Source organism: Caulobacter sp. GW821-FHT11E10 (genome assembly GCF_058808375.1).
In genome coordinates this window covers 509,286-524,595 of sequence record NZ_JBXARP010000003.1, presented here as the reverse complement: position 1 = coordinate 524,595, position 15,310 = coordinate 509,286, and the positions used below count along the sequence as shown (strand labels likewise).

Below are 15,310 nucleotides of genomic sequence, written 5' to 3'. Positions count from 1 at the left end.
GTATGACCAAGACCATTCTTCTGGCCACCGCGGCCGTCTTCGCCATCGCCAGCGCGGCTCACGCCGGCGAAGCCGACAAGCCCGCTCCGGCCCCCGGCCAGGAAGCGGCCCAGGCGCCGGCCCCGACCGGCCCGACCACCGAGGCCCCGCTGATCGACACGGCCCAGCGCGGCGTGCTGGTGTTCCAGCCCGAATTCTTCGCCGCCCAGCGCCCCAACACCGCGCAGGACATGGTCAACCGGGTGCCGGGCTTCTCGATCAACGACGGCTCCGGCAGCCGCGGCTTCGAGGGCGCGGTCGGCAATGTGCTGATCAACGGCGACCGCCCGGCCTCCAAGAACGACACCGGCTCGAACGTGCTGTCGCGCACCCCGGCCAACCGCGTCGAGCGCATCGAGCTGATCCGCGGCGGCGCTCCCGGCGTCGACATGCAGGGCTACGCGGTGATCGTGAACGTGATCCTGAAGAAGGGCGCCAGCCGCCAGTCGATCGCGACCTGGAACGCCCAGCTCTTCGACGGCGGCCACGACATCTACGGCGGCAGCTACCAGTTCACCGCCACCAACGGCGACAAGAGCTGGGGCGTGACGCTGAGCGACGGCACCTCGTCCAGCGACAGCAACGGCCCGGGCACGAACGTCCGCCACGACGGGACGGGCAAGCTGATCCGCGACGAGAAGTTCCTGAACGACAGCTGGGGCGGCGGCCGCTCGATCCGGGGCAACTTCTCCACCCCGTTCCAGGGCGGCAAGCTGGAAGGCACCGCCCGCTTCGGCGTCAATGACTGGAAGCAGTGGCAGACCCTGACCTCGACCAGCGACCTGCGCCGCAGCGACTATGCCGAGGAGAGCCACTCGGGCGAGGCCGGCCTGACCTATACCCGCCCGCTGGCCCCGAAATGGAGCCTCGAGGCCCGCGCCATCCACAGCTTCGAGGAGTTCGACAACGCCGCGACCAGCGACGAGACCCTGAGCGGCGTCAAGAGCGCCCAGCAGCGGTTCGCGGCCGACGGCGACAGCTCGGAGTCGATCGCCCGCGGCCTGGTGCGCCACGACTACTCCAAGGCCCTGACCATCGAGGCCGGCGCCGAGGTGGCCTACAACATGCTGGACGTCCACCAGGCCTATTCGGTCGGCGGCGTGGCCGTGCCCCTGCCCTCGGCTTCGGTCAAGGTCGAGGAGCTGCGCGGCGAGGCCTTCACCAAGGCGACCTGGCGCGTGAACCCGAAGCTGACCCTGGAAGGCGGCCTGCGCGTCGAGAAGTCGACGATCAAGCAGTCGGGCGACGCCGACAACGAGAAGAGCTTCTTCTACGCCAAGCCCCGCTTCCTGGCGACCTGGACGCCGGTGGCCAACAATCAGGTCCGCTTCCGCTTCGAGCGCGAGCTGGGCCAGCTGGACTTCGAGGACTTCGCGGCCTCCTCGGACCTGGACGACAACACCGTCTACGGCGGCAATGTCGATCTGAAGCCCGAGCAGCGCTGGATCTCGGAATTGAGCTACGAGCGCCGCTTCTGGGGCGAGGGCATCGTCTCGATCGGCTATCGCCACGACGAGATCATCGGCGTCATCGACCGCTTGCCGCTGCCGAACAACCTGTCGGCCACGGGCAATATCGGCGATGCGACCCTGGACCGCCTGTCGGTCAACATCGTCGTGCCGACCGACAAGCTGGGCATCAAGGGCGGCCGCTTCACGTTCCGCAACGACTGGAACGAGACCCACGTGAAGGACCCGACCTCGGGCAAGGACCGTCCGATCTCGGGCGTGCGTCCGACCCAGGCCAATATCGGCTTCCAGCAGGATCTCGTGAAGTACAAGACCCAGTGGGGCTTCAACTGGCTGCCGCTGCTGGGCCAGGGCACCTACGACGTCGACCAGACCAACGTCTGGCGCGGCTCGAACTATTACGAGGCCTTCGTCGAGTACAAGCCGACCCCGACCCTGGCGATCCGCACGCAGCTGAACGTCTGGGACGACTTCACCATCCGCCGCACCGTCTTCGCCAACCGCACGAACCGCGCGATCAGCTTCGTCGAGGACCGCGAGATCAACCCCCGGACCTTCGTGTCGCTGCGGGTGCGGAAGACGTTCTAGGCGGCGGGTCCAGCGGCTACGTGCGCAGCCGCTGGATCAGCGCCGTGGTCGACGGGTCATGCTGGCCCGTCGCGCCGCTTTCGAGTTCGGGCAGGATGCGACCCGCCATCACCTTGCCCAGCTCAACGCCCCACTGGTCGAAGCTGTTGATCCCCCAGATCACGCCCTCGACGAAGGTCTTGTGCTCATAGAGCGCGATCAGGGCGCCGAAGGTCTGGGGCGTCAGGCGGTCCAGCACCACCAGGGTCGAGGGCCGGTTGCCGGCGAAGGTGCGCTGCGGGGCCAGGGTCGCGATCTCCGCGTCCGAAACGCCCTTGGCCTTCAGCTCGGCGACCACGTCCTCGGTCGAGCGGCCGACCATGAAGGCCTCGGCCTGGGCCAGCAGGTTCGACAGCAGCTTCTCGTGCATGCCGGCCGGGCCTTCGTCCGACGTGGCGATGCCGATCAGCTCCATCGGCGTGATGTCGGTCCCCTGGTGCATGCATTGGAAATAGGCGTGCTGGACGTTGGTCCCCTCGTCGCCGAACACCACCGTGGCCGTGCCGCGCTTGACGGGCTGGCCGTCGGGACCGACCGACTTGCCGTTGCTCTCCATCTCCAGCTGCTGGAGGAACGAGGCGAGGCGGCGCAGGCGGTGCGAATAGGGCACGACCGAGCGGGCCCGGCGATCCAGGCCGTTGCGGTTGAAGATCTGGGCCAGGGCGACCAGCACCGGGGCGTTCTTCTCCAGCGAGGCGGCGCGGAAGTGCGCGTCCATCGCCGCGCCGCCATCCAGGAAGCCCTGGAAGGCGTCCCAGCCGGCCGCGATGGCCACCGACAGGCTGACCGACGACCACAGCGAATAACGGCCGCCGACCCAGTCCCAGAAGCCGAACACCCGCTCATCCGGCACCCCGAAGGCGGCGGTCTTGTCGAGCGCGGTCGAGATGGCGGCCAGGTGCTGGTTCGCCCCGCTCTCGCCCAGGGCCGCGACCAGCCAGGCGCGGGCGGCGCCGGCATTGGCCAGGGTCTCCTGCGTCGTGAAGGTCTTGGAGACGACGATGACGAGGGTCTCTTCCGGATCCATGTCGGCCGTGGTCAGGGCGAACTCGGCGCCGTCGACATTGGCGATGAAGCGCAGGTCGATCGACGGTTTCACCGGCCGCAGAGCGTCCCACAGCAGGCGGGGACCCAGGTCGCTGCCGCCGATGCCGATGTGCAGGATGGCCTTGAACGGCTTGCCGGTCGCGCCCTTGATCTCTCCGGAACGGACGGCTTCGGCGAAGGTCTTCATCCGGACGCGGACGCCCTCGACCTCGGCCATGACCGGCTGGCCACCGGCCTTGAAGTCGGCGTCAGCCGGAGCGCGCAGGGCCGTGTGCAGCACCGCCCTGCCCTCGGACGAATTGATCGCCTCGCCGCCGAACATCCGGGCCCGAGCGCCTTCGACATCCGCGGCGTGGGCCAGGTCGAGCGCGGCTTCCAGGCCGGCCTCGTCCCAGGCCTGCTTGGACAGATCCAGGTGCAGGCCGGCGACATCCAGGGTCAGCGCTTCGAGCCTTCCAGGTTCGCTGTCGAAGAACTCGACGATGCGCTTTTCGCCGGCGGCCTTGGCGGCGTCTTCCAGGCGGGTCCAGGCGGCGTCGAGATCGGCCATGCGGCGGTCCTTCATTTCGAACGTGGTAAATCGGCGTTTACCCGGCCGGGCTTATCAAAGCCGGGCCGCCACGTCATGGCAGACCAATGACGTTTTTTGCGGGAGTGCCCCATGTCGTGTGACGTCGTCGCCTTTTCCGCCATGCTCTGGATGGCTTCGTTCAGCCCTGGCCAAGCCGCCGAGGCCAAGCCGGCGCCGCTGGTCATGCAGGCGCCCGCCGTGCCGCGATCCGTCGCCGGCGAGCCGCTGTTCATCGACATCGTCAAGCGCGCCAGGCAACTGAAGGGCCAGACCGAGGCCTACCGCGCCCAGCTGGCCAAGGCCGATCCGGCCGGCGCCGCGACAACGCTGAAAGGCTTCGACGTCTTCTCGAGCAAGATCGGCGACCTCTCGGCCCTCGACATGAAGGGTCACGTCACCCTGAAGGAACGCGGCGCGGTCGACGACCTCAAGTGCATCCTGCGCGGCATCAGCCAGGACCTGCCCGAGAAACTGACCGCCGTCGGCGCGGCCACGACCATCAAGGCCCAGGACATGGCCCTGCGCGACATGGTCTATCTGCTGAACGACAACGTCGAGGTCATCACCGCCCCGCCCCAACCGGCGGCTTAAAGGCTCTGCGTCCTTCGAGGCTCGCCTTCGGCTCACACCTCAGGATGAAGACCGTTTTCTGATCACCTTATCCTGAGGCGCCCGCAGAGCGGGCCTCGAAGGACGCACTGCGCTTCAGGCGTCTTTGTACTTCACCGAGCAGCCGTAAGGCGTGGCGAACGGCGTCGCGACCTTGCGACCGGCCTTCACGTCGGCCAGGGCGGCGGCGACAAGGTTCTTGGCGGTCTGGAGGTCCTCGACCTTGCTGGTCGGCTTGTCGTCGATGGCGCCCTCGTAAACCACCGCTCCCGTCTTATCGATGACGAACATGTGCGGCGTGGTCTTGGCCTTGTAGAGCGTGGCGACCTTGTTGTCGGAGTCGAGCAGCAGAGTCGTCGGCTTGGCGCCCTTGGCGTCCATCCAGCTCTTGGCGGCCGCGCCGTCCGGGAAATAGCCCTGCTTTCCCGGCGCCGAGGAGGCGATGGTCAGCCACACCACGCCATCGGCGCGGGCGGCCTGCTGCAGGCCCTGCATGTTCCCCGAATAGTGCTTGCGGACATAGGGGCAGCCTTCGTTGACCCACTCCAGAACCACGGTCTTGCCCCGGAACTCCGACAGCGAGCGGGTCTTGCCGTCGATGTCGACGGCGGTGAAGTCGGGCGCGGGCTTGGCCGAGGCGGCGGTCGGGACGAGAATAGTCAGCGGCAGAGCGGCGGTCACGAGACGGCGTGTGATCGACATGTCGGTTCTCCAGCTACGAACTCCCCGACGACGACCTTCTCACGGATCGCGGATTTGCGAAACGGTCGCAGGACCGATCGTCGCGATCCGCCGAAACTTCGCCATTCTTGCTTGATCCACTGCGCTTCGGCGCTCAGAAGAGCGGCCGCACCCTCCCCCGCTCTTCGGCTCGATGTCCCGCTTCAAGAACCTCGCCGCTTTCGCCGGTCTCGGCCTGATCCTCGCCGCCTGCGCCACCGAGACGAACACCACCGTGTTCGTGCCGGTCGTCGCGCCCGTACAGCCCAGCTCGCTGACGCCGCAGCCGATCATGCTGTTCAACCAGACCAAGGACGGCCGCAAGCTGTTCACCCTGGACGCCGAGTTCCCCTATTGCGACGTCGAGACCGGAAAGCTGATCGTGGTGCCGCGCTGGTACGTCACCGACTTCGCCAGCGTGCCCTGGTACGGCCAGGGCTTCGTCGACCCGCAGGGTCCGACCGCGCGGGCCGCCATCGTCCACGACTGGCTCTACACGATCGGCGAGCCGGGCAAGCGCGAGGAGGCCGACGCCATCTTCCTGCGGGCCATGGTCAGGTACGGCGTGCCCTCGTTCCAGGCCAACATCGCCTATCAGGCCGTGCGGCTGGGCGGTGAGAAGGGCTATGGCCTGCCGACCGACTGGCGATTCATCGACCCCAAGCGCCAGGAGTTCAACCAGGTCGCGCCGTTCGCCAAGCCGCGCACCGGCATGGTCCGCTACCTGCCCAAATGCCAGGGCTTCAGCGCCTTGATCCAGACCGGCTGGCGCGCCTATCCGCTCAAGACCGCCCCCATCGTGGCGCCTCCGCCCGTGGTCGTCACCAAGACCCCGTTGGACCAGGTGAAGGCCAAGCTGCCGTTCGGTCTCGACAAGAAGAAATAGGGCCTAGGCCCCAGCCTTTTCGATCGCCTCGATCACCAGGCCCTCGGTCAGCAGCTGAGGCAGGATCACCGGCGCGCCGCCGCCCTTGGGATAGACCACGTACAGCGGCACGCCGACGCGGTTGAACTCCGCCAAGGCCTTGGCGATGACCGGGTCGCGATTGGTCCAGTCGGCCTTCAGATAGACGGCGTTCTGAGCCTTGAAGGCCTCGGCGACCTTGGCACCGGACAGGGCGAGCTTCTCGTTGACCTGGCAGGTCACGCACCAGGCGGCGGTGAAGTCGACCAGGATCGGACGACCTTCGGCCTGCAACGCCTTGACCTTCTCCGGCGACCATACCTCGGCGGCGAGGCCGGGGCCGGTCGGAACTTCAGCCGAAGCCGAGGCGGTGGGGGCCTGGGCAGCCAGGGCCCCGAAGGTCGCGACGGTGAAGGCAAGGCCCAGGGACAGCAGGGCGACGATCATCGAGACCGGCCAGGACTTGCCCGCCGCGCGGCGGTTCTGCGCCAAGCCGTAGAGCCAGGCTCCGAAGGCGGCCAGGACGCCGGCGGCCAGCAAATGGGCCAGGGAGAGCGGCCCGGACTGCTGGGCGAACACCCAAACCAGCCACAGGGCCGCGCCGTACATCGGGAAGGCCAGGCCCTTCTTCAGCACGTCCATCCAGGCGCCGGGACGCGGCAGCAGCTTCAGGAGACCCGGGATGAAGGCCACGGCCACGAACGGCGCGGCGAAGCCCAGGGCCAGGGCCAGGAACACCGCCAGCGCCACGATCGCCGGCTGGGTCAGGGCGTAGCCCAAAGCGCCCGCCATGAACGGCGCGGTGCAGGGGGCGGCCACCACCACGGCCAGGGCTCCGGTGAAGAAGGCGCCCGTCGCGCCGCCTTGGGCCGAGGCGCCGGCGCCGACCCCTTGGACCGAGGTCCCGATCTCGAAGACACCCGACATGTTCAGGGCCACCAGCAGCATCAGCAAGGCCAGGCCCGCGATGACCAGCGGCGACTGTAGCTGGAAGCCCCAGCCCACGGCCGCTCCACCGGCTCGCACGGCCAACAGCAGGCCAGCCAGGGCCAGGAAGGTCGCCACCACGCCCAGGAGGAACACCAGACCCTGCAGGCGGGTCCTGCCGGCGTCATGGGCATGGCCCGCCAGGCTGGCGGCCTTCATCGACAGCACCGGGAAGACGCACGGCATCAGGTTCAGGATCAGCCCGCCGACGAAGGCGAACAGCAGCGCGCCTAGCAGGCCGCCGCTCGAGGTCGGCGCGGCTTCCGCAGGCGGCGCGCCCAGGCCGGACGCGGTCGCGGGCGGCTCGCCGGCCGTGGCCGTGACCTCCCAGGCTCCAGCCTTGGTGCTCAGCACGCCGGCCAGTTCGATCGGGGCGGTCCCGCCGCCGACGAAGTCATAGCCGGGCTTCAGCGTCAGGGTCAGGCCCTCGGGACCGCGCTCGATGACCTGGTCGGCGGCGTGCTCGATGACCTTGGGCGAATAGGGATAGAAATAGGCGCCCGCCATGTCCGCGCCCTTCAATGGGCCGCCGGTGACCGCCAGCTTCAGGATCTGGCCGTCCAGCTTGAACACCGCCTTGAGGCCGGCGGGCTTGGGGGCCTCGGCCAGGACCTTGCCAACGATGGGGCCCCACTTCGGATCGGCCGAGGGCGCGCCGGCCACGACCGGCAGCAGCAGGGAAAGCTTGGCCTCCTCCGGGATGCAGATCTGCTCGCAGACCAGGTACGAGACCTGGGCGCTGAGGCTGATCGTGGTCCCGACCTGGGCGTCGGCCGAGGCCGTGATCGGCACCGGGATCAGCACCTCGCCCTCATAGGCGTAGTCGAGCAGCGGCCCCAGCTTGGCCTTGAGCGGCGTCGGCCAGACCATGTCGCCGGCGCTCCAGCCGGCCGGCAGGGTCCAGGCGATGCGCGTCGCCTCCCCCGCGTCGCCGGGATTGCGCCAATAGGTGTGCCAGCCGGGAACGATTTTCTGGCGTAGAGCGACATAGATCGTGCCGCCCGGCGCGATGCCGGCCTCCTGGGCGACCAGCTCGGACTCGATGTGCCCGGAATTGACCACCGGCTCAGCGAGGGCCGGAACAGCCAGCAGCGCAGCCATCAGCAAGACCTGCAGGGCGAGGACGGCTCTCTTGAGGAACATGTGCGGGCCCGGAAGGAAAACGACTGGCGACGAACACATGGCTCGCCATAGGCCGCTCGACAATGCTCAAGACGCGGTCGACAGTCGAGAGAGCCTGTCCGTCTCGGATGATTCCGTCCGATGGATAAACAGGCCCATCTTTGAGTTCAGAGCATGGCCACCCCAGGCTCTGGCGGAATCAACCGGAGCCACCCATGCCCGCCGCCTTCGACGACATCGAGATCGGCCAGGTCGTGAACCTGGGTTCGCGGGCCGTGGACCTGAAGGCTCTGGAGGCGTTCATCGCCGCCTTCGCGCCGGGCTGGCCGGTCGAGAACGGCGCACCCGACGGCATGGTCTTCGCGATCTGGACCCGGCTGGATGGCGAGTCGAGCGCCGGCTGGCCGCAGACCAAGCGCCTGGGCGTGGACGCCCTGCGCTGGATGCGCAACCCGCCGGTTGGCGAGTTGCTGCGCGGCCGCATGACCGTCATGGGCAAGGACCCGGTCGGCGAGGGCAAGGGCATGGTCATCGCCCAGCACGACCTGCTCGACGAGGCCGGCCGCCTGGTCTTCTCGTGCCTGACCCGCAGCATCTTCGCGCGGTAGCCACCAAAAGAAAAAGGCGGCGGAGCCGAAGCCCCGCCGCCTTCCCATTCTCAGCTGACGCCGAACCCTAGTTCAGGTTCGCGGCGGCGGTCGCCTGACGCAGCATGGTCTTGTTGATCAGGCGATCCCAACCCAGCAGCGACACCAGGTGCGCGTAGATCTGGGCCAGGGCGCCGTTTTCCTGCAGCTCCTTCAGCTTCTTGGCCGGCAGCTTGTTCAGCTTCTCTTCCGAGACGCCGAAGTACTCGGCGACGGTGACCGGCTCGCCGGCGGCGGCGCCGGTTTCGTCTTGCGGCTGGAAGATGGCCTTCTTCAGCTCGAATAGGTCGTTGTCCTTCAGGATCTGGACGAACGAGTCCGTGCGGCGACGCTCGACTTCGAAGTCGTCGCAGAACTTGATGCAGTTCTGGGTGTATTCGGTCGGCTCGCCCTTGGCGTCGAACAGCGGGGTCTCGCCCTTCTCGGTCAGCAGGTCCGAACCACGGTCGATGCAGACGATCAGACGATCTTGCGTGTCGTCATTGGCCAGCACGAACGGATAGCGGCGGATATAGGCCGGGATGTAGACGTTCGGCTCGATCGAACCGTCGGCGGCGATGAACAGGTTTTCCTGTTGGTTCAGGCCCATCACGGCCAGCGGCACCTTCTCGTCGCCAGCGAAGATCACCGGGAAGGTCAGGGCGGCCGGAGCGAATTCCGAAACCGTCAGCGGCACGGCGGTGCCGGCGGCGGCGAAGCCGTACGGCTTTTCCTTGTGCACCAGGGCCAGTTTGGCGTGCTGCTCGCGGTTCAGCGGTTCAGGCGAATTGTAGAACAGGACGTTGCCGGAGATGGCGCCGGCGGACTGGGACGTTTCCATGAAGAGCTCTACGACAGAATAAGAAACGGACGCTCGAACGCTTCAAGACGACCGCAAAGGCCCGGCGTTCTAGCCGATCCTAGGGGCCCGAGCAATCTAAGCCGCTGTCATAGCAAGACCCGGGCTCTGGATTCATCTCCGAGGGGAGCTGGACACCCCTGTATTCGCCCTCGAGGGTGAGCGCGGTCCGGGACCTGGAGGGAGGATTCCAGGCCCCGGCGCGCGGCGGATCTCCCGGGGGCTGATGGGAGTCCGCCTTTTCGCCGGGCTTTAGAATCGCCAGGCGAAGCCGGTGCGGACCGAGCGGCCCGGCGAGGGTGCGAAGTCCTTCAGGAACGAGGCGTGCTCGCGGATCGTCTCGTTGGTCAGGTTGCGGCCGTCGACGAACAGGCGCAGCGCCGAGTCCTTCAACGGCTTGTAGGTGACCATGGCGTTGACCTGGGTGTAGCCGTCGGTGGGCAGCTCGAAAGCCGCCACCCGGCTCTGGCTAGCCACGCGGCGGACTTCGCCGTGCACCTCTAGGCGCGGGGCGCTCCAGATGACACGGCCGGTCAGCGCCCACGGCGGCACGCGGGCGGGGACGCCGACATCGGTCTCGCCGCGCACCCAGTCATAGACGCCTTCAAGCTTCAGCGAACCGGCCTCGCCGCGCCAGGCGACATACGAGGCCTCGGCCTCGGCGCCGTGGAACTTGGCGCCCGTCTGGAAGTACTGGAACACCGGCAGGTCGTCTTCGATAACGCCGGTCGGGGCCTCCTCGATGAAGCCGTCATAGTGCGCGCCCCACAGGTGGCCTTCGGCGCGCAGACGCTCGCCAGTGTAGCGGTAGGTCGCTTCCAGCGATGTCACCCGCTCGGAGGTCAGGTCGGCGTCGCCCACCTCGAAGCCGCCCGTGCCCGGGTGCGGGCCGTTGGCGAACAGTTCGAACTCGGTCGGGGCGCGGCCGTTGCGCGACAGGCTCAGCGCCACGAACTGCCTGTCCGCCGGCTTGTAGAACACGCCCAGCGAGGCCGACACGTTGTCGAAGTCGCGCTTGGCCGTATCGGTCTTCAGCGACCGGCTGTCGAAGCGCAGGCCCGCGTCGATCCCCCAGTCGCCCTTGTCCAGACGCTGCAGGGTGAAGACGCCGTACTCCTTGATATCGCTCGAAGGCACGAAGGCCTCGTCGCCGACGGCCGAGAAGTGGCGCTCCAGGGCCTGGAAGCCCACCGCGCCCTGCCAGCCGTCGTGTTCCTTCTGGACCAGCTCCAGGCGGGCTTCCGTGCCGTTCGACAGGAAGCGGGTGCCGACCTCGCCGCTGTCGACCGAAACCTCGGCGTGCTCGTACTTGGCGTGACCGGCCGACAGCCGGGCCTTGTCGAAGGGGCCCAGGTCGATCGCCTGCTCGCCGCGCAGGTCGTACCGGGTCTGTTGCAGGTGGATCGAGACCGGACCTTCGGCGTCGGGATCGATAGGGGCCAGCACCTGGCGGTAGGGCACGCCGTAGGTCGTGTCGGTCTTCTTGACCGAGACCCCGAAGAAGCCGCTGTCGTGCACGTACGAGACGCCGGCGCCGTAGGCGTCCATCTCGACGTCGGTGTTGCGCACCGTCTTGTCCGGGTCCGGCGTCAGGCCGTCACGGCGGGCCAGACGCGAGGACACCGGGGCGGTCGGCACGTCGTAGTCGTCGCTCTGACGGTGATCGGCGTCGATCGCGAACACCAGCGGCCCCTTGCCGAGTTGGGCCGAGCCGCTGAGCGCCTTGCCGTCGTCGACCGACGAGGCCGAACCGGCCAGGCGACCTTCGAAGCCGTTGGTCGGCGCTTTGTCAGGGACGCGATCGTCGATGATGTTGACGACGCCGCCGATGCCCGAGCCGCCGTAGGCCAGGGTCGACGGACCGCGCAGCACCTCGACGCGCGAAGCCTCGCCCGGGTCAGAGGCCACGGCGTGATCGGGCGACAGCGACGAGGCGTCGACCTGGCCGACGCCGTTCTCGAGCAGCAGCACGCGCGGGCCCGACAGGCCGCGGATCACGGGACGGCTCGCGCCCGGGCCATAGAACGTCGAGCGCAGGCCCGGCTGGCCGTTCAGCATGTCGCCCAGGCCGGCGGGTGGGGCCACGTCCAGCTGGTCGCGGGTCACGATATTGACGCTGCTGGTCACCGTATCCAGCGACACGGCATAGGGCGCGGCGGTGATGACGACCTTGGAGACCTCGGAATCCTGGGGCGCGGCCGCGGGCTTGGCCGGGTCCTCGGCGTGGGCGGAAGCGGCGGCGGCGAGCACGAGGAGGCTCGCGGCGGAGAGGGCGACGCGACGGAGCATGGGCGGTCCTGAAGTCACAGAAACTTGGCCGGGGGAGCGGCCGCGATGAAGTGTTATGAAATAACATATCCCCTCGTCAATCCGCTTTTCCTTGACGCATGCGTTTCCCGGTTCTCTGTGGGCGAATGACTTCAGGGACCCATCCCATGACCCGTTTCGCGCTGATAGCGGCCGCCCTTGGCGGCCTGTTGGTCGCCGGCTGCTCGGCCGACGGCCTGCCTAATCTCTCAAAGAAGACCCCGGTCGCCACCACGCCGCCCTCGGCCGGCTGGGCCAAGCCGCCGCCCGGCTATCTGGGGGGAAGCAGCGGCATCGACGGCGCCGTGATCCTAGGCCCACCCCCTGCCCCGGACTCGCCGCGCGGCAAGGCCGAGCGCACGGAGTTCAACGAGACCCGCAAGCTGGTGAATACGTCGGCCTGGGGCCTGGCGATCGCCGACGCCGACCTGACGGGCAAGACCGGCCTGAAGAATTTCTCGTGCGCGGCCGGCGTGACCCTGAGCGCGGAAGCGACCCCGACCCTGGCCAACATGTTGCTGCGCATCACCGACGACGCGGCCAAGATCTACCAGCCGGCCAAGGCGGCCTTTCAGCGCCCGCGGCCGCCGGTCGGCAACAAGGCCCCGATCTGCGTACCGCGCGAGGCCTGGATCGACACCGACGGCTCCTACCCTTCGGGCCACGGCCTGATCGGCTGGGCCTGGGCCTCGGTGATCGCGGAGTTGGTCCCGGAGAAGGCCAGCCCCGTCCTGGCGCGCGGCAAGGCGTTCGGCGACAGCCGCATCGTCTGCGGCGTTCACTTCCAGAGCGATATAGAGGCGGGCCGCTATCTGGGCTCGGCCCTGGTCACGCGGCTGCATGACGATTCGGCCTTCATGGCCGACCTCGCCAAGGCGCGGGCCGAGGTGGCGGCGTCGAAGGCCAACGGACCGCCGGCGGGCTGCGGGGCTTAGGGTCGCGCCACGAAGATGACGTGCGGCCGCAAGGGGTCGCTCTCGGCCAGCCCGGGATGGTCGAAGTCGCGGTCCGGCGCGTGGACCATGCCGATGCGGCGCATGACCGCCTGGGAGGCCAGGTTCGTCCGCGCCGTGAACGCGATGATCTCGGTGAGCTTCAGCGCTTCGAAGCCATAGGCCAGCGCCGCCTTGGCCGCTTCGGTGGCGTAGCCCTGGTTCCAGGCGCCGGGCAGGAAGCGCCAGCCGATCTCGACCGCCGGCTCCATGTTCATTTCCGGCGGGACATTCCAGACGCCGGTCATGCCGATCACCCGGCCGTCCGCCTTGCGCTCGACCACCCAGAAGCCAAAGCCGTGCTCGGCGTCATGGGCCTGGACGCGATCGACGAAGGCGTCGCTCTCGGCGCGAGTGCGGACGCCGCCCAGCCATTCGCCGACCCGTGGGTCGGCGTTCAGCACGGCGATCGCGTCCCGGTCGGCGTCGACCACCGGGCGCAGCACCAGGCGGCCGGTTTCGATCATGCGGGGCGGCCGTTGGCCAGGGCGGTGTAGAGCTCCGGCCGGCGATCGCGGAAAAAGCCCCAGGCGGCGCGGTGGGTGCGCAGGAAGTCCAGGTCGAACGACGCGGACACCAGGCCCTCGTCGGCGCGGCCCAGTTCGCTGACTAGGTCGCCGCGATGGTCGGCGATGAAGCTGGAGCCGTAGAACAGCTGGCCGCCGTTGGGATAGTTCTCCCACGGCTCGAAGCCGATGCGGTTGGCGCCGATCACCGGGATCACATTGCTGACCGCGTGACCCTGCATCGCCCGCTGCCAGGGCAGGGTCGTGTTGAGGTTCGGGTCATGCGGCTCGCTGCCGATCGCGGTCGGATAGAACAGCGCCTCGGCGCCCATCAGGGCCATGGCGCGGGCGGCCTCCGGATACCACTGGTCCCAGCAGATGCCGACGCCCAGTCGGCCAAAGCGGGTGTCCCAGACCTTGAAGCCGGTGTCGCCGGGCCGGAAGTAGTACTTTTCCTGATAACCCGGGCCGTCGGGGATGTGGCTCTTGCGATAGAGACCCAGCATCGAGCCGTCGGCGTCTGCCATGACCAGGCTGTTGAAATAGTGCGGGCCTTCGCGCTCGAAGATCGAAATCGGGATCACCACGCCCAGTTCGCCGGCCAGCGGCGCGATGGCCTTGATGACCGGATGCTCGCGCCACGGATGGGCTTCGGCGAACCAGCGCTCTTCTTGGGTGACGCAGAAATACGGACCCTGGAACAGCTCGGACGGCAGGATCACCTGCGCGCCCTTGGCTGCGGCCTCGCGGATGAAGGCTTCGGTCTTCTTGATGTTGGCCTGCAGATCCATGCCGTACGAGGTCTGGATCGCGGCGACACTGAGCGTGCGGGCCATTATGCGGGCTCCTGCTGGCTGATGCAGTGGAACGAGCCACCGCCCGTCAGGATAGCGGTGGAGGGCAGGCCGATGACCTGGCGCTCGGGGAACAGGCCCTTGATCACCTCGACGGCGAAGGCGCCCGACTCCTCGGCGTAGATCGGCACGATGATCGCCTCGTTGGCGATCAGGAAGTTCATGTGCGAGGCGGGGATCGGCTCGCCGTCCTCGTCGAGGATCCTGCCAGGCGACGGAATGCGCACGACCTGCAGGGGCGAGCCGCGGCTGTCGGTCATGCCGGCAAGAAGCTTGGCGGTCTCGGCGTACATCTCCGCGTTCGGGTCGTCCGTCCCGAAGGCCATGGGACAGGCCACGACGCCCGGCGCGACGAAGCGGGCCAGGTTATCCACGTGACCGTCGGTGTGGTCGTTCAGCAGGCCGTCGCCCAGCCACAGCAGCTTCTTGGCGCCCAGGGCGGCGGCCAAGGCGGAGGTCGCCGAGGCTTCATCCCAACCGGGGTTGCGGTTCTCGTTAAGCAGGCACTGGCGCGTCGTCAGGATGGTGCCGCTGCCGTCATGGTCCAGGGAGCCACCCTCGAGGATGAAGTCGTTGCGGACCAGCGGCGCGCCCGAGGCGGCGGCGATCTGCTCGGCGACGATGTCGTCGCCTTCCATCTCATACTTGCCGCCCCAGCCGTTGAACTGGAAGCCGGCGGCGGACGCCGCGCCGTTGTCGTCGACGAAGATCGGGCCGGTGTCGCGCAGCCAGATGTCGCCGAACGTGCCCCGGACGATCTCGACGCTGGTGTCGGAGAGCAGGGCGCGGGCGGCGGCCTCGGCCTCGTCGCCGACCACCATCAGGCGCACACGCTCGCCGCCCGGACCGGCCAGGGCGCGGGCCAGATCGGCGACTTCCTGCTGGGCCTGCTCCAGGTCTTCCTGCCAAAGCTCGGCGTGGCTGGGGAAGCCCACCCACATGGCGCGGTGCGGAGCCCACTCGGCGGGAACGGTGACGGTCATTCGAAAACCCAATGAAAGCTTCGGAGAAAACAAAGGGGGCGCAGATGGCCCCTCACGACGCCGGGGTCAAGCGGCGCCTAGTTAGCAA

Annotated in this window: 13 protein-coding genes and 1 pseudogene; 6 read left to right on the top strand and 8 right to left on the bottom strand. The window is 68.2% G+C overall.

Translation table 11 applies throughout. The features are described 5' to 3' along the window. Positions 1 to 2 precede the first annotated feature (2 nt). Entirely contained in the window at positions 3 to 2,096 is a 2,094-nt protein-coding gene (locus AC1RRV_RS08550; protein WP_492859168.1) for a TonB-dependent receptor plug domain-containing protein, read from the top strand. 16 nt (positions 2,097 to 2,112) lie between these two features. On the opposite strand, the gene pgi is transcribed toward AC1RRV_RS08550, so the two are convergent. Continuing rightward, positions 2,113 to 3,732, bottom strand: coding sequence for a glucose-6-phosphate isomerase (gene pgi / locus AC1RRV_RS08545; RefSeq protein WP_492859167.1), 1,620 nt, complete (start codon positions 3,730 to 3,732; stop codon positions 2,113 to 2,115). A gap of 111 nt (positions 3,733 to 3,843) precedes the next feature. Between pgi and AC1RRV_RS08540 the strand changes: the two genes are divergently transcribed. Then, positions 3,844 to 4,344 (top strand): hypothetical protein, encoded by a 501-nt coding sequence (locus AC1RRV_RS08540; protein ID WP_492859166.1) that lies wholly within the window; start codon positions 3,844 to 3,846, stop codon positions 4,342 to 4,344. Beyond that, positions 4,313 to 4,420: pseudogene (locus AC1RRV_RS08535) on the top strand (hypothetical protein); the annotation flags it as partial. The gene AC1RRV_RS08540 and the pseudogene AC1RRV_RS08535, both read left to right, overlap by 32 nt. A gap of 38 nt (positions 4,421 to 4,458) precedes the next feature. Here the strand turns inward: AC1RRV_RS08535 and AC1RRV_RS08530 are convergent. Continuing rightward, positions 4,459 to 5,064 carry a thioredoxin family protein gene (locus AC1RRV_RS08530; protein ID WP_492859165.1) on the bottom strand — a complete coding sequence of 202 codons (606 nt, stop codon included), beginning with the start codon at positions 5,062 to 5,064 and terminating at the stop codon, positions 4,459 to 4,461. Positions 5,065 to 5,236: 172 nt separating this feature from the next. Here AC1RRV_RS08530 and AC1RRV_RS08525 point away from each other — a divergent pair, with 172 nt between their 5' ends. After that, on the top strand, positions 5,237 to 5,968 hold the full coding sequence (locus tag AC1RRV_RS08525) for a DUF1353 domain-containing protein (RefSeq protein WP_492859164.1): 732 nt from the start codon (positions 5,237 to 5,239) through the stop codon (positions 5,966 to 5,968). Positions 5,969 to 5,971: 3 nt separating this feature from the next. On the opposite strand, the gene AC1RRV_RS08520 is transcribed toward AC1RRV_RS08525, so the two are convergent. Next, positions 5,972 to 8,116, bottom strand: coding sequence for a protein-disulfide reductase DsbD family protein (locus tag AC1RRV_RS08520; protein ID WP_492859163.1), 2,145 nt, complete (start codon positions 8,114 to 8,116; stop codon positions 5,972 to 5,974). 194 nt (positions 8,117 to 8,310) lie between these two features. Here AC1RRV_RS08520 and AC1RRV_RS08515 point away from each other — a divergent pair, with 194 nt between their 5' ends. Next, positions 8,311 to 8,703, top strand: a complete 393-nt coding sequence (locus tag AC1RRV_RS08515) for a hotdog family protein (RefSeq protein ID WP_492859162.1) — start codon at positions 8,311 to 8,313, stop codon at positions 8,701 to 8,703. A 67-nt stretch (positions 8,704 to 8,770) separates the two neighbouring features. Here AC1RRV_RS08515 and AC1RRV_RS08510 read toward each other — a convergent pair whose 3' ends face one another. Continuing rightward, positions 8,771 to 9,562 carry a SapC family protein gene (locus AC1RRV_RS08510; RefSeq protein ID WP_492859161.1) on the bottom strand — a complete coding sequence of 264 codons (792 nt, stop codon included), beginning with the start codon at positions 9,560 to 9,562 and terminating at the stop codon, positions 8,771 to 8,773. A 270-nt stretch (positions 9,563 to 9,832) separates the two neighbouring features. After that, entirely contained in the window at positions 9,833 to 11,869 is a 2,037-nt protein-coding gene (locus tag AC1RRV_RS08505; RefSeq protein ID WP_492859160.1) for a TonB-dependent receptor, read from the bottom strand. 146 nt (positions 11,870 to 12,015) lie between these two features. Here AC1RRV_RS08505 and AC1RRV_RS08500 point away from each other — a divergent pair, with 146 nt between their 5' ends. Next, positions 12,016 to 12,822 (top strand): acid phosphatase, encoded by an 807-nt coding sequence (locus AC1RRV_RS08500; protein ID WP_492859159.1) that lies wholly within the window; start codon positions 12,016 to 12,018, stop codon positions 12,820 to 12,822. On the opposite strand, the gene AC1RRV_RS08495 is transcribed toward AC1RRV_RS08500, so the two are convergent. Genes AC1RRV_RS08495 through AC1RRV_RS08485 form a run of 3 tightly spaced genes read right to left on the bottom strand, consistent with a single transcriptional unit; the run spans position 12,819 to position 15,222 of the window. Beyond that, positions 12,819 to 13,346, bottom strand: coding sequence for a GNAT family N-acetyltransferase (locus AC1RRV_RS08495; RefSeq protein ID WP_492859158.1), 528 nt, complete (start codon positions 13,344 to 13,346; stop codon positions 12,819 to 12,821). The two genes, AC1RRV_RS08500 and AC1RRV_RS08495, sit on opposite strands and share 4 nt — an antisense overlap. Then, positions 13,343 to 14,221, bottom strand: a complete 879-nt coding sequence (gene aguB, locus AC1RRV_RS08490) for an N-carbamoylputrescine amidase (RefSeq protein ID WP_492859157.1) — start codon at positions 14,219 to 14,221, stop codon at positions 13,343 to 13,345. Before aguB ends, AC1RRV_RS08495 begins: the two co-directional genes overlap by 4 nt. After that, positions 14,221 to 15,222: an agmatine deiminase family protein gene (locus AC1RRV_RS08485; protein ID WP_492859156.1), complete on the bottom strand. Its 1,002-nt coding sequence runs from the start codon at positions 15,220 to 15,222 to the stop codon at positions 14,221 to 14,223. The genes aguB and AC1RRV_RS08485 overlap by 1 nt, the downstream gene beginning before the upstream one ends. Positions 15,223 to 15,310: the final 88 nt, after the last annotated feature.

Bases quoted from the DNA above. Each gene is read 5' to 3' on its own strand.
- AC1RRV_RS08550 (WP_492859168.1), top strand. From the start codon at position 3: ATGACCAAGACCATTCTTCTGGCCACCGCGGCCGTCTTCGCCATCGCC.
- pgi (WP_492859167.1), bottom strand. From the start codon at position 3,732: ATGGCCGATCTCGACGCCGCCTGGACCCGCCTGGAAGACGCCGCCAAG.
- AC1RRV_RS08540 (WP_492859166.1), top strand. From the start codon at position 3,844: ATGTCGTGTGACGTCGTCGCCTTTTCCGCCATGCTCTGGATGGCTTCG.
- AC1RRV_RS08530 (WP_492859165.1), bottom strand. From the start codon at position 5,064: ATGTCGATCACACGCCGTCTCGTGACCGCCGCTCTGCCGCTGACTATT.
- AC1RRV_RS08525 (WP_492859164.1), top strand. From the start codon at position 5,237: ATGTCCCGCTTCAAGAACCTCGCCGCTTTCGCCGGTCTCGGCCTGATC.
- AC1RRV_RS08520 (WP_492859163.1), bottom strand. From the start codon at position 8,116: ATGTTCCTCAAGAGAGCCGTCCTCGCCCTGCAGGTCTTGCTGATGGCT.
- AC1RRV_RS08515 (WP_492859162.1), top strand. From the start codon at position 8,311: ATGCCCGCCGCCTTCGACGACATCGAGATCGGCCAGGTCGTGAACCTG.
- AC1RRV_RS08510 (WP_492859161.1), bottom strand. From the start codon at position 9,562: ATGGAAACGTCCCAGTCCGCCGGCGCCATCTCCGGCAACGTCCTGTTC.
- AC1RRV_RS08505 (WP_492859160.1), bottom strand. From the start codon at position 11,869: ATGCTCCGTCGCGTCGCCCTCTCCGCCGCGAGCCTCCTCGTGCTCGCC.
- AC1RRV_RS08500 (WP_492859159.1), top strand. From the start codon at position 12,016: ATGACCCGTTTCGCGCTGATAGCGGCCGCCCTTGGCGGCCTGTTGGTC.
- AC1RRV_RS08495 (WP_492859158.1), bottom strand. From the start codon at position 13,346: ATGATCGAAACCGGCCGCCTGGTGCTGCGCCCGGTGGTCGACGCCGAC.
- aguB (WP_492859157.1), bottom strand. From the start codon at position 14,221: ATGGCCCGCACGCTCAGTGTCGCCGCGATCCAGACCTCGTACGGCATG.
- AC1RRV_RS08485 (WP_492859156.1), bottom strand. From the start codon at position 15,222: ATGACCGTCACCGTTCCCGCCGAGTGGGCTCCGCACCGCGCCATGTGG.